The sequence below is a fragment of the cyanobacterium endosymbiont of Epithemia clementina EcSB genome (assembly GCF_029919255.1).
Taxonomy (GTDB): Bacteria; Cyanobacteriota; Cyanobacteriia; order Cyanobacteriales; family Microcystaceae; genus Rippkaea.
This window is the reverse complement of the sequence record NZ_CP123991.1, coordinates 75963-91846: the sequence shown is the minus strand read 5'-3', so window position 1 is coordinate 91846 and position 15884 is coordinate 75963. Positions and strand designations below refer to the sequence as shown.

Annotated in this window: 16 protein-coding genes; 3 read left to right on the top strand and 13 right to left on the bottom strand. The window is 31.5% G+C overall.

Annotated elements, in window-relative coordinates; genetic code table 11:
* Window positions 1-458 precede the first annotated feature (458 nt).
* Both hisH and rsmD read left to right on the top strand, forming a co-directional pair.
* Window positions 459-1079, top strand: coding sequence for an imidazole glycerol phosphate synthase subunit HisH (hisH, locus tag P3F56_RS00310; RefSeq protein WP_281152793.1), 621 nt, complete (start codon window positions 459-461; stop codon window positions 1077-1079).
* A 343-nt stretch (window positions 1080-1422) separates the two neighbouring features.
* Window positions 1423-1965 (top strand): 16S rRNA (guanine(966)-N(2))-methyltransferase RsmD, encoded by a 543-nt coding sequence (gene rsmD / locus P3F56_RS00305; protein WP_281152792.1) that lies wholly within the window; start codon window positions 1423-1425, stop codon window positions 1963-1965.
* 767 nt (window positions 1966-2732) lie between these two features.
* Here the strand turns inward: rsmD and P3F56_RS00300 are convergent.
* From P3F56_RS00300 to P3F56_RS00255, 10 genes are all read right to left on the bottom strand, one after another.
* Window positions 2733-2999, bottom strand: a complete 267-nt coding sequence (locus tag P3F56_RS00300) for a LapA family protein (RefSeq protein WP_281152791.1) — start codon at window positions 2997-2999, stop codon at window positions 2733-2735.
* Between the two features lie 63 nt (window positions 3000-3062).
* Complete coding sequence (recJ, locus tag P3F56_RS00295; protein ID WP_281152790.1) at window positions 3063-5396, bottom strand: single-stranded-DNA-specific exonuclease RecJ; 2334 nt, start codon at window positions 5394-5396, stop codon at window positions 3063-3065.
* A 415-nt stretch (window positions 5397-5811) separates the two neighbouring features.
* Window positions 5812-5979 carry a hypothetical protein gene (locus P3F56_RS00290; protein ID WP_281152789.1) on the bottom strand — a complete coding sequence of 56 codons (168 nt, stop codon included), beginning with the start codon at window positions 5977-5979 and terminating at the stop codon, window positions 5812-5814.
* Window positions 5980-6259: 280 nt separating this feature from the next.
* A complete protein-coding gene (locus P3F56_RS00285; protein WP_281152788.1) occupies window positions 6260-6451 on the bottom strand; it encodes a hypothetical protein in 192 nt (63 codons plus the stop codon).
* Complete coding sequence (locus tag P3F56_RS00280; RefSeq protein ID WP_281152787.1) at window positions 6424-6564, bottom strand: hypothetical protein; 141 nt, start codon at window positions 6562-6564, stop codon at window positions 6424-6426. Before P3F56_RS00280 ends, P3F56_RS00285 begins: the two co-directional genes overlap by 28 nt.
* A gap of 1856 nt (window positions 6565-8420) precedes the next feature.
* The gene (locus P3F56_RS00275; RefSeq protein WP_281152786.1) at window positions 8421-10166 is read right to left on the bottom strand and encodes an ABC transporter ATP-binding protein; all 1746 of its coding nucleotides are present in this window, start codon (window positions 10164-10166) and stop codon (window positions 8421-8423) included.
* A gap of 246 nt (window positions 10167-10412) precedes the next feature.
* Entirely contained in the window at window positions 10413-10859 is a 447-nt protein-coding gene (locus tag P3F56_RS00270; RefSeq protein ID WP_281152785.1) for a DUF3531 family protein, read from the bottom strand.
* Between the two features lie 17 nt (window positions 10860-10876).
* Window positions 10877-11470 (bottom strand): CPBP family intramembrane glutamic endopeptidase, encoded by a 594-nt coding sequence (locus tag P3F56_RS00265; protein ID WP_281152784.1) that lies wholly within the window; start codon window positions 11468-11470, stop codon window positions 10877-10879.
* Window positions 11463-12548, bottom strand: a complete 1086-nt coding sequence (locus P3F56_RS00260) for a DUF3326 domain-containing protein (protein ID WP_281152783.1) — start codon at window positions 12546-12548, stop codon at window positions 11463-11465. Before P3F56_RS00260 ends, P3F56_RS00265 begins: the two co-directional genes overlap by 8 nt.
* An 11-nt stretch (window positions 12549-12559) precedes the next feature.
* Window positions 12560-12739: a hypothetical protein gene (locus tag P3F56_RS00255; RefSeq protein ID WP_281152782.1), complete on the bottom strand. Its 180-nt coding sequence runs from the start codon at window positions 12737-12739 to the stop codon at window positions 12560-12562.
* Between the two features lie 879 nt (window positions 12740-13618).
* On the opposite strand from P3F56_RS00255, the gene P3F56_RS00250 reads away from it, so the two are divergent.
* Entirely contained in the window at window positions 13619-14026 is a 408-nt protein-coding gene (locus P3F56_RS00250) for an ArsR/SmtB family transcription factor (RefSeq protein WP_281152781.1), read from the top strand.
* A 402-nt stretch (window positions 14027-14428) separates the two neighbouring features.
* Here P3F56_RS00250 and P3F56_RS10640 read toward each other — a convergent pair whose 3' ends face one another.
* The 3 genes from P3F56_RS10640 to P3F56_RS00240 form a co-directional block, all read right to left on the bottom strand.
* Window positions 14429-14554, bottom strand: coding sequence for a DUF7734 family protein (locus P3F56_RS10640; protein WP_451923626.1), 126 nt, complete (start codon window positions 14552-14554; stop codon window positions 14429-14431).
* 227 nt (window positions 14555-14781) lie between these two features.
* Complete coding sequence (locus P3F56_RS00245) at window positions 14782-15411, bottom strand: DUF3177 family protein (RefSeq protein ID WP_281152780.1); 630 nt, start codon at window positions 15409-15411, stop codon at window positions 14782-14784.
* A 154-nt stretch (window positions 15412-15565) separates the two neighbouring features.
* Complete coding sequence (locus tag P3F56_RS00240; protein WP_281152779.1) at window positions 15566-15790, bottom strand: Calvin cycle protein CP12; 225 nt, start codon at window positions 15788-15790, stop codon at window positions 15566-15568.
* Between the last annotated feature and the right edge of the window lie 94 nt (window positions 15791-15884).

Here is a 15884-nt window from a genome sequence, read left to right as displayed (position 1 = left end):
TCTCAAGATATATTTTTTTATTCGAAATAAAGACATAAATAAATAATCCATGACTGAGATAATTTAATTATTGTAAATATCATATTACTAAAAAATAAAGTTTCTAGAGAGTTAATTTTACTGCCTGATAACTAATAGATGTCTTAAATGATTAAAAAATTATTTTTGGGGTTTAATCGTTGTTTTAAATCTGTCCTCTAGTCTTCTAGAATTCTATTTTAAGATTAATTGTTAACGCATTTCAGCTATTCTGTTAAGAATTACTGCTTTAAGTTGAATTTATTTACATATTCAAACATTTTTTTATAGCTTGAGTTTATACATATCTTAAAAAAATCTTCGACGAACTAGAGACTGGATGAGATAGCCAAATTTGAAATGAAGTTAAGACAATCCTCGTTATGGTTTTTTATATCCTAAAATGGGGTTAAAGAATCTATTCTATTAAATCTTGCAACATGGACTTTATTGCAGTTATTGACTATGACATGGGAAATCTACACTCTGTTTGTAAGGGAATCGAAAAAACAGGGATGACCCCCAAAATTACTGATTCTCCTAATGAAATTGCTAAAGCTGCTGGAATTGTTTTACCTGGGGTAGGATCTTTTGATCCGGCAGTTCAACATCTGCGGGCGCGTCATTTAGTTAATCCCATTAACCAAGCAATTGCTGATAAGAAACCTTTTTTAGGAATTTGTTTAGGGTTACAAATTCTTTTTGATTCTTCTGAAGAAGGGAAAGAACCAGGGTTAGGAATAATTCCTGGAAAGGTCCGTCGTTTTCGTTCTGAACCTAATCTTACTATTCCTCAGATGGGTTGGAATCAATTAGAATTTACTCAACCTAATTTAAGTTTATGGCAAGGCTTACCTCCTGATCCTTATCTATATTTTGTCCACTCTTATTATGTTGATCCAGTTGATGTAACTGTTACTGCGGCAACAGTTACTCATGGCAGTCAAACAGTAACAGCAGCAATTGCTTCTGATAATTTAATAGCAGTACAATTCCACCCTGAAAAATCTTCAAATCATGGCTTAAAGCTTCTATCTAATTTTGTTAATTTAGTCAAATGAATATAATTTTTAATTATATTTTGAGATAAAAAAATTACAAATCAGACTTCAGTTGCAGCCACTGACTTACTTAAAGATATCTTAAAACAATTAATAGTTTTTTTAGATATGATTGAATTCTATTTAAGATAGATAAAATAAACTTATATTCTAATATTTTGCAATTAGGATAAGTAAAATAAGAAAAGATAATGAATAGTTTAAGAAAATGCTTAGATAGTCAAGATCTTAATTAGTCGTGTGGTATTAATTGATAATTGCTGTGTTTTGGGGAGTTTAGCTAAACTTTTTGGATTTATAGGTAATTTATAATCAATGTCTCTATAATTAACTATTAACTAGAATGCGGATTTATGGAAATAGATTATTAACTACTTTACCTGGACAATTAACTCGTCCTACATCTGCTAAAGTTAGAGAAGCTTTATTTAATATTTGGCAAGGTTCAATTATCGAGTGTCGTTGGCTAGATTTATGTGCAGGAAATGGTTCAATGGGTGCAGAAGCTTTATGTCGTGGTGCAAGTGAAGTAATAGGAATTGAAAAGTATGGGAAAGCGTGTAAAATCATTAAGCAAAATTGGCAGAAATTTGCTGCAGAAAATCAAAACTTTAAAGTAATTAAAGGTGATATTCTTAAAATACTAAAAACCCTAGAAGGACAACAATTTAATCATATTTATTTTGATCCGCCTTATGCTAGTAAGTTATATCAACCTGTTTTAGAAGCAATAGCAACTCATAAACTCTTAAGAAAAGATGGAGAAATTGCAGTAGAACATAATCCTAAATTATGGCAAGCAATAGCAATCAATGGATTGGAAATTCGTCAAGAAAAATATTATGGAAATAAGTCAATAACATTTTACGTATTGCAATATAGTTAAAATAAAAGAGTCAACAAGTCAAAGAAAATAGTGTCTAATTAAAATTGGATACTATTTTAGATAAAAATAAAAATATTTATTTTAAAGAAGACAAAATAGTTAAAAATTTTATTTTAACTTACTGCAATACACTTATTTTAATGACTATTAAGTTTTATTTTTTAAAACAGTCAATGAACATTTAATCATTTGTATTGTTGATAACAATTTTTTCAAAAAAAATAAACTATTTATTTGTCCTTAGCAATTGAGTATTTTATTTAAATTTTATAAAATTTACCAATAGTAAATAGGTTTTTCTAAATAAATCTAAAACAAAAAGTAGTTGAAAAAATAATTGTTCAGATAACAGACTTTTTTAAAAAAACCTTTCTAATTGCAAATAGTAAATACTATTAAAGTTAACTCTTAATTTTAAAATATCTCCAGAACATCCAAGATCAAAAAACTATTCTGTCTAAACCTATTAGCTCTAAATATTAGAGAATATAAATTTAAAAAATGGTAGATTAAATGAATCTATTAGAGAATACAATTAGAAAAACAATTTCTAGATAGATTCTTTAAAAGAGAAAAAGATATGGAATTATACGAGAAGTATAAAAAAACTAAGAAATAATTTATAATAGCTGACAATTATATAAGGTTAAAAAATAGAAAAAAGTTAAATTAATTCTCAGAATAATTCGTTTAGTTAACTATTTAATTATCTGATGTAATTCTACGATTTGTAATCGCAGAATAGCCTAACATGTATATTATTTACATTAAAAATCATCAACTTCCTGAGAAGTTTTCCTTAAATGTCTTTTAGTTAAATACTTAGAATGTTCCCATAACAGAGTAACTAGTGCTCCTAAAATCATTCCCCCCCCTACACAGAAAGATAATAATACTCCAATAGGAAGTTTAATAGATTTAAAAATTAAAAAATTTAAAGAAATTTCAGTAATATTTTGAATAGAAAAAATAGCAACTATTACTAACCAGAAAGCAATCATTATTGTGGTCATTAAATATGTTAGAGATTTCATGATTTTATTCGTAATTTGTATTACTACAAATAATTATAATCTACTATCAGTAATAGATTATAATTATCTTTTTATATTACTAGTAGAAATTTTTTCTTGGATGCATTCAAGAGAAATTTCAGAAAAATATCTATGTTGGAATTGTTCTTCTTCAACCACTTCTAGAAATTGACTTACTTTTTTTTCTGCATTATTAGCAATTTTATTGTTCCAGACAAACTTAAGTTTATCGTCTATTATTTTACAATAAAATCCTAATTTATATAAGGTTGCCAATCCAAGTTTTAGGGTGTAATCACTTAGTTCTAATTTCATCCTCATTTGTCCTATATTGATAAGATCTTGAGTACGACTATAATACTTAGCAATTCCTAATAATTGTCGCCAAACTTGTAGAGAATTTATGTATTTTGGTGAATTATAAGCAAGAGCAAGTTTAAGTTTTTTCTGTTGAGTTTGATGATATATTTTTAATAGCTCATCCCAACTCTTAGGACATTCTTGTAATACTTTAATTTTAGTAGTTACTTTTCCCAAAAATTCTTTATTACGCCAATCTAACAAACAATTGTCATTGTTAGTATTTTGATCAATTTCAATATCAGTTATATAGTCTCTGATAGCAATCAATCTAACTTCATAACGTTTAGAATAAGAATTAAAGTATAGTTCAACAATTGCATCCTGAGGTTTACTAAAAGGAAGTTCATCTTTATAATGTTCCCACCAAACTCCAGGAAATCCTCTTTTGGTAGAAAAATCATGAATCTCAAAAACTGTCTTTATGTATTGTATTTTATTTCTTTTTGTGTCCTCAATATTCTTATTCCAAATATTATCAAACCAACAATTTTTTAGTAAAAGCTTAGGGGTAGAATTACCTATTCCACATGGTTCTAATAATTTTAGTTCTCGAAATAAATCTTGTCCTAGGTCAACAACAGTAACAATTAAATCTACTTCAACCGCTGTTTGTATATAATTGATATTATTTATTTTTTGTCGAAATTGTTGATTAATACCTTCTTTAAATAAAGTTAGATTTTTTAGAGGTAAACTTAACCCTGCAGCAAAAGGATGTCCTCCAAAACGATGTAACAAATTTTGTTGAGAATCTACTAATTTATATAAATCTATTTGATTAACTGAGCGCGCGGAACCTCTAACCATTTTGATGACTTCAGCTTGGGCTTCATTACCTGTTTTTGTTACGGTTAATAAAATTGTTGGACGATTATATTCTTGAGCAATTTTTCCGGCAACTAATCCTAAAACTCCACTATCCCATTGAGTATCTTCTAAAACAATAACTCCCACGGTTGATAAATCAATTTGAGATAGTTTCTTTTTAACATCTTTATAAACTCTTTGTTGTATTTCTTTGCGCCTTGCATTAGCTAATTCAGTTTTTAAAGCAAGTTCGTGACAAAGTTTTATATCACGACTGGTTAATAACTCAACCCCAAATGTAGCATCTCCATAAATGCGACTAATGGCATTAATTCTGGGTCCGATACCATAAGAAATATCAGTGGGGCGATCACCATTTTTTTTACATAATTCTAATAATTTAGCAACTCCTGGACGGGTGCTAAGTTGTCGCTGTTTTTGTAGGTGTTGAATACCTTTTTGTGCTAGATAACGACAATCTCCTTTTAACTCAACTAAATCGGCAATTAATCCTATAGCAACTAAGTCTAATAATTGTTCTAACGGTTCTTTAGGAACATCAGGTAATTTTTGATAAAACGCTTCGACTAATTTATAGGCTACTGCTACTCCTGATAAATTAAATAGGGGATGATTTGTGCTAAGGCAACGAGGATTGATCATAGCAATAACAGGAGGACGAGTATCAGGTAAAGCATGATGATCGGTGATAATCATATCAATACCTAACTCATTAGCATAGTCAATCTCAGTTAAGTTGGTACTCCCTGTATCACAAGTCACAACTAACCGAGTTCCTGATGCTGCTAATTTTTCAATTCCTTGACGATTTAATCCGTGAGATTCTGTAATACGATTAGGGATATAATAGTCAAGTTGAAGATGAGGAGGAAAAAATTGCCCTAGTCCCTCCCAAAGAACGCTAGTTGAGGTAATTCCATCAGCATCAAAATCTCCCCATATCGTTACTTTTTCTTGATTGTTATAAGCCTTTTTAAGGCGTTTAACTGCCCATTTCATTTCTTCTCCAAAAGCAAAAGGACTAGTTGGATGATAGACATCAGGATCAATGAAAGCTATAAGTTCATCTTTGTTTTTAATTCCTCGTTTCCATAATATTTGGGCAACATGTTTTCCATCAGAATTAGGAGTATAGGATTTAACAATTGTTAGAAACCACTGAGGAATTAATGAAAAAGGTATTATTTGCCATTTATCTTCCAACATATTTTTTTATAAAAATTAATTTTTATAGTGTTTCGGGAATTTTTTAACCGAGTAAAACAACTCTGAATACGATGAAGTTAAGATAGCGTCAACTATAATAAATCATTATTGTTTAAATGCCAAGCAATAATAGCTAAAGGAATAAACCCAAAGAAAGTAGAGATCAAAGCTGTCTTACCTAAGATTGCTCCTTCAGCTAGTCCTAGAAAATAGCTATCTACAATAAAGGCAATCGAACTAAATCCTAGTACAGATAAAAGCCAATAAACACGAGAATTAAAAGAAGGAAATATTTCCTGATGATTGGTTAGTAAGGTAAATAAGGGTTGGGAAAAAACACAAGAACTATAGCTGATATTAGTCCAACACTTAAGCTAATTGTTCCTGCCAATTGGAACAGAGGAAGTAAATCTTGTTAAACTACTTTTTCTGTAAAATTTGTAGTTAAAAATTCTGTGGTAAAAGCTAATTTATCAATTAAATACATTGCCAAAGAAAATATCTGTAATAACACAGCATTTTCAGTTAAGATGTTCGTTCCCATACCTGTACTTAAATTAGTAAATATAGAAAAGGCAGACATGAAGAACTAAAGTACAAATAAATAGATCTCTGTTGAGGATTAAAGTTTGGTTAAAAGTACTCTGTTTAAGCTGTTTACTCACCTTACACCACTGCTTTTCAAGCCCCAACGTACAATGAATAGATAATCGAAGACAATATTAGCCCTATTTCCTATGATTGACATCAACAAAACCTTTTCAATTTGTTCTTGTTCTAAAAATCAGCTAATAAGGACAAAATTAAGAAAAATCACTGGTACACCTAAAATTTGTGCATCATAGTAAGCTTGGGCAGATGCTTTAACTATTGGGGCTGTATTGAAGAGGGAAAAAGCCTAATACTTTTAATAGATACTGTAAGAGAAGAATTCCTAATCCCAAAACTAAGGCTAATAGTCCATTTCGTAGCAAGGCTAGCAGCACATCATCTTTACAATTACACCCGACAGCTTGGGCCGTTAACCTTATTGTTCCCGTACGAATAAATCCCAAGGCACGGTAAAAATAGTTAAAAAAACTGTAGATAAAGTTACGCCAGCTAGATGATGAATCGCTTCTAGATTGACTAAAAAGGCAATATTGAAAAACTCTGCAAAGGGAACCATTAGATTAGAGAGAATATTAATCAGTGCCAGTCGTAAAAAACGGTTAAAAAATATAGGAATATATAAAATATAAAAATTTTGAAGAAAAAAATTATTTTCGCTCTAAATTATTAGATCTTTATGCTTAAATTTTATAAATTAGTCTAAGATCGAGTACTAGACGTAATTTTAGTATTTCTTAAAATTAATGTCAACTCATAATGAGAAGTTTCTCTATGGAAATTTATGAAGACTGTTGGTTGATAACACTAGAAAATATCTTAAATAAAGATATTTTTAGCTTTAAATCAAGATAAAAATGTTGTATTTATATATTATAAACTTATTTAGTAAGTATTTGCTTTAGATTGAATTAATCCGTAATTACTTAAATATCTCTTAATTAAAGAGTTAATTAAAATTTCCTACTTCTTCGTTACAGTAGTAATTTTTATATATATAACAGAAAAAAACAAAACATAAGCTGTGGCTTATAGAGATTACAATTACTTTATGTCCGATTAAATAAACTTTTAATAGGATATATTGACTTAATAATCTAAAACTATTACTAGAATAAATATAAAAATTTTCAGATATTAAAATTATTGGCAATTTACAATAAATCTATTATAAAATGATAAATTTATTGTTCTGTACTTTAAGTTGATATTAGACAAATATAGTAAGCATAGAAGTCATAGAAATAAAAAGATGGCAAAATAGCTATTGTCTATAGTAAAGAAATTTTTACTATAATTAAAGATATCAGTTTAAATTTTAAAATACCTTATATAAGGGTAATTGATTAATTAATGTTATAGCCTAAATTAGTAGCAGATATATTCCTTTTTATAGAAGAAGTTTATGTTTAAACAGAAAATAAAATTTTAAATTAAAGCAGGTATATAAGAGATAACTAGTTTCTTTAGTTATCTTAAAATGCACCGATCAAAAAAATAACTGAGTATCAATACTATTTAAATTAGCTAACTAAACAAAAAAACTTATTGCAACTAGAAAACTACAAGCTAACATAATTATCAAGTTAAAGTAACTATTACCTGATTTAATTAAGTAACTTTGGAAATTATTGATGATAAATTAAAGACAATAAAAATTGGCATTGTATCCGGTAATTTTACATAGTAAATTTAGTCCAGCTTGATTATACTTTTTTAAAAAAAATCTAAATATTATTTTCAAAATGTGCAGCAGTTATCTTATCTTAATTACATTTACTCTTAACTAACTAATATAAGAATTAATTTAAGCATAACAGTGTTATAATTATAAGGTCATTTTTAAACCTCTATTAAGTTATTTAAGTAGAGTTTTTATTGAGAATTTCTAATAATTTTCCCTTTGTCAAAAAAGAAGTTATTAATGTTCATAAATTGACCAATTAACTCCATACTCAAGATGTTCATTATCAGTTTTAGTGTACTGATTATAAAATCTATGAAGTTGCGAGAGTTTATCCTAAAATTATTTATTAAATAGACTTTAGAAAACGAGTTTTTTCCCTAATTTAAGCTGGATAGAAAGTTAGTTTTACTCCTCAGTAGTACAATTTATCAGGGTTTATTTATTTCGATATAAATGGAGTTAATTTGGAATAGATTTTGGAGTTATAACGAAACTGAGATTAACAGTTAAGGGTAGTTATCATTTTTATAAGATCGTTACCTAGTAGGATTGGCAATTAAATTTGTCTAAAAGTTTTTATCTTTGAGTTATACTCGGAGCTTACACTGGTGCAATAAAGCTAAATAGCTAAACAATTTACAGTCAAGTTTAGGTAAGTAAGCGTCAAATTTTATTATTTTTCTTTCTCAGCACTCTTCCTTAGCTACTTTTAAAAAAGTTTCAAAATTTTAATTGTACACTTTCTCAAATTTATGTTGATTCCAAAGAGACTTATACAACCCAGGTTGTTGCAACAAGGTTTGATGAGTTCCTATTTGAACAATTTTTCCCTCATCCATAACTAAAATACGATCTGCTTGCGCTGCAGCCGATAGATGATGAGTAATAAAAATTACAGTCTTACCCTGTCCCTTAGAAAGACTATTTAAAATCTGGGTAGCAGTTTTATTATCAACACTCGATAGAGCATCATCTAAGATTAATATTGAAGCATCCATCAATAAAGCCCTAGCTATAGCGGTACGTTGTCGTTGACCGCCTGAAAGGGTAATACCTCGCTCTCCGACAAGAGTATCATACTTTTGAGGTAAATTTATAATTTCTTGATGAATATGACTTTGTTTTGCCGCTAATTCTACTTCATATCGTTCTTTGAGATGGTCTCCATAACGAATATTATTTTCAATAGAAGTATTAAACAAGAAGCTATCCTGGGGAACATAGGCGATTGCCCTTCGTAATTGGGCTAAAGGTAACTCAGTGACATCATAATCATCTAAAAATAATTGTCCTGGGGCAATCTCAAGTAAACGAGGTAATGTATTCGCTAATGTGGATTTTCCGCAACCAATTGGACCAACAATGGCTACCGTTTCCCCAGGATTAATTATCACGTTCACTTTGTTCAAAGCTGGTGTTTTTGCCCCAGGATAAGTATAGCTGAGATTAATGGCAACTAATTTACCTTTAATCTCTGATGAGGAGATAGATTTAAGTTTGTCTTGATCGCGAACTTTTGGTTTTGCCTGAAAGATGGCTGCTATTCGATCAATACTCACTTCTCCTCGTTGATAGGCAGTAACTGTAAATCCCAGTAAAGTTGTGGGAAACACTAACTGTTCTACTAAGATAATCAGAGCAATGAAGTCTCCAATGCTTATAGTTCCCTCAGTGATTGCTTTAGTTCCAAAAGTTAAAAGTAGTAATAGACTGATATATGATAGTCCTTCAATGATAGGGAAGAGAAAATTACGAATTTGGGCAAGTTTTAAGTTAGCCCTTAGTAGTTTTTGGTTTAGTTGGTCAAAAGCACGGATTTCGTTGGCTTCTTGGGCATAAATTTTAATTAAAGCCATACCACCGATGTCTTCTTGAATTAATTCACTAATCTCAGATAGTCCTTCTTGCACCTTCAACTGTTGAGTTTGTAATTGTCTACTGAAGATCTGTACTGTAAACAGAATTACTGGGTAGACGGCAATAGCCAATAAACTTAAGGGAATGTGAATTGCCAACATCGCCGGAATAGTTAGGGCGTAGGCAAAAATCATATTAATTAAACTTAATACTGCAAAGCCTACCAAACGACGAATATTGTCTACATCACTAGTAGCTCGGTTAATTAAATCGCCGCAGGTATTAGTAGAAAAGTAGGCAGGTTCTAGGGTGAGTAAATGCTCAAATATCCTTTGTCTGAGGTCAAATTCTACCTGACGACCCACTCCAAAAATTATAAGGCGCGAGATCATGCGAATTACCCACATAATAGTCGCTAGAACTAACATTAGGACAACATATAATAATACTTGCTCAAAACTAAATGCCTGACGTAAATCGTCGATACTATCTCGAATTAGTAGGGGAATATAAACTCCTAGAGCGTTAACAACAAATAATGTGCCTGTTCCCCACAACACTTGTTTCCAATGAGGACGCAAATATTTGCCCAGTTGTCGAAGTCGTAACGTTGCCATGCGCTTGTCCTTAAAATACCTCTTTAGATAATTATCAAAAAACTTTCCATTTTCTTCGATATAGTTTGGCTGTATTTCAATCAACCAATAAAATCTGTGGAAAACTTGTGGAAAAGTTATCAAAATTTATTATTATGAAATAATGATATTTATATAGATTTTAAACTTTTCCACTTAACTAAGTCTATTCTTTTTAAGAACTATTATTAACTTTTTAAGTTTAAAAAACGAGACTAATTCTGATACTTAGTTTTCAGTAAACATTGATTCATTTTTGTTGTCAACCCTCCAATTTTCATTCTCACCACCAATAATCAACTTATTAATAGTGACATATTCTTTACTTAATTGATCTAAAGCATTAATCAAAATATCCAAAGCAATTAAATCACTAGTTCCCAAATCGAACCAACAGCGTCCCCAAACTCCTTGATATTGAAACTCTGTCATATTGTGCATGGGAGCCATCATAACACTGTTAGCTGTACTCGTCTCATATTCCATATAACTAATATCAACTCCCTGGTTTTGCACTTGTAAATTTTCGGCGTTAAATGCCCCCAACTTTCCTAAATAAAACCAGGAATCAAATACTTCTTCTATATATTGCTTTTCCATAGATGAAGGAATAGTTTTAAACTTTAACCAAATCCATAAATCAAAAGGATTAAATTCTCGAAATTGAATTTTCATATATTAACTATTAACTGTTAATTAGAAGGTATTTTTACCGACTTACCAATTTTCCACAAGCCACTCGATACTAAATTAGTAATGATGTGAGCTACAATAGGAATTGCTAAATTCCCCGTCGCTAAAGCAATATAACCTAACACAAATCCTACTATTGTTGCCCAAACTACATAAGGCCACTGTTGCGCTCCACTTGAGTGAAGCACTCCAAAGATAACACTTGACATAATCACTGCCAGCAAATTTAATCCCAATGCGGGCAACATTACCCCGCGAAACAACAATTCTTCACTTAGTCCTGGTAATAATCCTAACCAAATTAAATCTGACCAAATTAATGGTCGAATTACCAATTTAAAGTAAGTATCTGCACTTTGACGATAGGCTGGCCAGAGATGATAAATAATGCTACTAGTAACAATAATTCCCCCTGCCACCCCTAAACCACCAAAAAGAGCGTTGGGGGTTAATTGAATATCTAGTAAAGTAACAGACCACACTTTTTGCCAAACTTTGGCAACAATTAAGAGAATAACTGCTGTTACCCCCATTACCACTAAAATTTGCTCACGAGTTAACGGTTCTATTTCAGACGAGTTAGGATTAGTCACGAGTTTTAGAAAAACAATTAAGGGATGAGACAGTAGGATGCAAGGCACTAACACTGATTCCAGCACGATGAGCGACTAAAACACCTAACGCCTCTAAATAAGAGTTTACCTTAATCGCCTGAATTCCGAGGGACTCTGGGGTAACTTGTAATTGGGTTTTATTTTCTGCAACCGTAATAATGCGGGTGTTGCTCTGGCTGAAACTGAGAATAGCACTCCCTCCACAAGCAGTCTCTGGAATAATCACTGCATCGACTTGATTTCTCCAAATTTCATGATTTACAAGTGTTGGATTAAAATCTACTCCTCCTGTACAAACAAACTGAGGTGCGCGACTCAACCCCACTAAAACACAAGGTAAAAAAGTATAGCCAAGTTCTTCAGCTGCGGCACGAGGAGAAAGGTTTGGCTCAAGGGGTAAAGGCATTAAAGCAGGGGCATGAGCAGCAGGAATGCCAAATTGACGAACAATTAGGTGGGAAATAACCGCTTCCGCTCCTGCTAAGGGGTCAACTCCTTGACCATGACGGTAGTTATCTAGAGCTAAACTGTCAAGATTATCTGGAAAACGAACAACAACTGCGATTGCTTGGACTTTAGCTTGAGTGATTAATATCTCTGCTGCTCTGAGTAAGCTATCTGGGTTGCCAATAGTTCCCCAACTCGTCCCAGAAGAAGCGATGCGTAGTTCAATGTTTAGGGAAGTGTCGGTAAGAATATAATCGGTTATGTCTAATCCTAGAGTAGCTCTAGTAGCATCAGCAACTTGTAGATGACGTATTTTTAATTCGGGTTCGATGCCTTTATCCAAAATTAAACCAACTCTGTTTTGATGAACTGGTTGCAGTCCCCAATCTCCTCGAGCAAAGCGATCAAGTCCATATCCTTCAACGTAAAAGATGTTGGGAAGATTCCAGTAGAGTTGTGCTCCATTGAGAACATTGGGGTGTGTAATTAAGCAATCACACACTTGGGAAACAGCACGGGCAACGGGAAGAGCATCTCCAGCATAACCTCCAATAACAGCTCCAATTCCGGTGGGAACAATTAAAACGACTGTATAAGGACGATGAATCACTATAGTGAATTTTACTTATTGCTATTTGTAATAATTCCTTCTACATGAACAGTGTGTTTTTCAGTGTCTACTTCCGTAATTGCCCAGCGAAGAGGTTCTCCTTGTTTTTCAAGTTCAGCTTCAATCTCTTTTTGTAATTTTAAGGGATTTTCTTGAAGCTTAACTTCGGCAGTAATAAAATGGGTTGTCATTGCTGTTAAATTCGCGCGCGTAATTCCATTACTTCACTATAGCAGAGATTTCTTCAAAAAATAACCTATTGATGTAGATTAATAGTGGCTGATATTTATCAGTTTAATTCTCAATGTAAACTTAATAAATATCAGCATAATCATCTCCTCAGATTTATATTAAATAAATTTTTTATTTTAAAAATGTTCTCTGTCAAATCTTTGATTTTCTATTATTTTTTTTAGTTTTAATTTAAATTATGTAGTCTGAACTTCATTGTTTAAATTACTATCGTTTAATTTTATTTACTAAGCTTTGCTCACTAGAACTTAATACTTACCAAGTTAGCCTATATATATCCAAACTAAGATTTACATAATATAAATCCACATAGTTTAAATCCTCTTATTCAAGATTGGTTTTTTACTGATAAGTCGGCTATAAATAAGCAAAATAGATAACAATTAGTTGATTTTGCCCTGTTAAATTAGCTCCATACAAATTTATTTTGCATAAATAGACCTCGGTTAAATTAGTCTCAATTAACCTCCACTGAGATCAGTGTCTCGTAAAGTTTCTGAAGATAAATTACTTTTTCTTAAAGTGACTCCCATTAAGTTAATATAAATCGAATTTATTTATTAAAGTCTTATTCAAGAAAATTTTGTCCGCCGATTGCATATTTTTTAATAAAAATATTTAAAATTATTTTTATTTTGTTATTTTACAGTACTAACTATCTCCATAGAAGATCAATTTACAATGCTTTTAATTTTTATTATCTTATTTTGATAATCATTTTAACTTACTACTATTTAGTAATATGGCAAATTAACTGTAAATTAAGCTATACTACAAAAAGTTAAGATAACTATTCAGTTGGTAAACTTTATAGCAATATGGTTCAAAGCTCTAACTTACGATCAGCAATAGAGATAGCATTGTCGGTTGACTCTGGAAGGTTTAACTTATCTCCAGCTGTTTTGGGTATGATTGCGGACTTTTTTAAAGTTTTATCCGAAGTTAGTCGATTACAGATCGTCTGCACTCTTAAAGGAGGGGAAAAAAATGTCTCTGAGATTATCGAAATTACGGGTTTAGGACAAGCAAATGTATCTAAACACCTAAAACTTCTCACTCAGGCAGGAATTGTGACACGAACCCAACAGGGGGTTAATGTAGTTTATGCAATCGCCAACCCTTTAGTTTTTTCTTTATGTGATTTAGTCTGCAACTCGATCGCTACCCAATTACAACAAAAAAATCAATATCTAGAGTCTCTCAAAGTCTTTCGACAATCATTCTAGCTACGAGATCGAAGGTTGAAGTAGTATCCATAATATTTGATACATCGGGATGAAAACAAAGTCAAGGTTTAACCACGAAGCTAGAAAAACTAGATCTTAGAAAAAGTCTAAATAAATACCTAGAAAAATACTTAGTTAAAAACCGGTATATTTTAGCTAATAGATACTCGGTAGCACTGACTGTGAAAGTATCTAGATGTGGTTAAATAAATAGCAATACTTTCTATTTAGAAAAAACCGGTGAGACAGTCACATTTTAATTATGAAATAGGGAAACTTGTGCTGTAAGTTTGCATAATTAGTCTGGGGAAGTATCACCAAAATTTATTAACAATTCAATTCTCCTTCCTTCTAAGATATTTCATGTGTTTTTAAATAAATTATTCATGTAAATACTGATAGCTATTTCGGTGTGTAGGAAATAAATAAATAATCGATAGCAAGAAGAATAGCATTTTTTGAAATTAGAGGAACTTTAATTTTAAAACCTGTTGCTTTCATCAAAAAGCTAGAAAAGCCTTTAAAAATAAAAAATTAGATTAGAATCTCTTAACTCTTAAGTGTTTACTAGTAATACTTTGTGTGGGCTTTGAAGAGTATGAAGTTCAATTGTTTAAATTTTTTAAAAAAATATTTAGAATTAAAAACAAAAAATAAAAGTTTAATTTTTTTTATTTTTTATTTATCAATAGAAAGTTCAGGTGATTATCTTGTCTGAATTTTCAATTCTAAATTTGTATTATTTCCATTCTATTTTACTGTTCAAGAGCTAGACGTCCTTGTTTACCAAGTCTGATTAAAAGAAAATAGCCAAAATAAAGAACATAGACCGACAATCCTAACAAGCCTAAAAATCCGATAAACCCTTGAGTAGCATCGCTATGAATAATAGAACGATATCCTAAAGGAGCTTCAATCCAAACCTGACAGAAGGGACTTGAAAGTAAGTCTAGGGAAAACGCACAGGACAAAAAAGGAACACTAACGATTACCCCTACACTACAATAAACTGTCATTGCCCAACGCCAGGAGACAACTACCAACTTCAGAAAACTCAGAGGCAAATCCTTGATTTCTTCGTTAAGATCCACCCAAAACCAAAGAGAAATAGGAATAAGAATACGAGCGATCAAGCCGGTGATAAAGCCAATTTGTCCACAAAGATTTTCAAAAGCAGAATTTTCGACCCCCCAAGCTGGGGCCAACAAATAGACTGTGATCATTAATAAACTAGCCACTCGCCAATAAATGATGAGAAGACGACTAATGGCTTCTGCTTGTCGAACTAGAGACCAGATAATTAAAATTGTGGGGATTATAACGATGAATGACATCGCTAATCGATAATCAGTCCAAACTAAAGGCCGAAACCATAGTTCTTCCATTTTGTTTTAAGTTCCTCAAAAAACGCTTTAATCATTTTAAAGGGATGTTTTTCACGCCTAGAACAGCAGTAATAATCTGTAGTTAGATTGTCACTGCTGCTAGGTTATGATATCGGTAATGAGCAAAGGACGGCATCTGCGAGTGTCTCAACCCCTAGTCTTCATAAACTCGACATTCAATCGCGTCAGGATTATCATCACAATAGGTCTCAAAAAGTGTTTTAGTAAGTCGTTTTTGCCTTTGGTGAGAAGCTTCTGCTTGCAACTCTTCGACAACATCCCAAGCGGCTGCACAATCCCCAGAGCTGTCCCCTTCAATACTACAAACGATTTTAGCGTTTTGTCTCTCTTGTTCAATTTGATTTTCGATGTTACCCATGATTCCTCCTTGGTTTTCTTAACTTGAATTTTATAGATATCGAGAGTCCAGTTTATCCTAACGGATTTATCTGTCTCATGACTCATGTCATGGT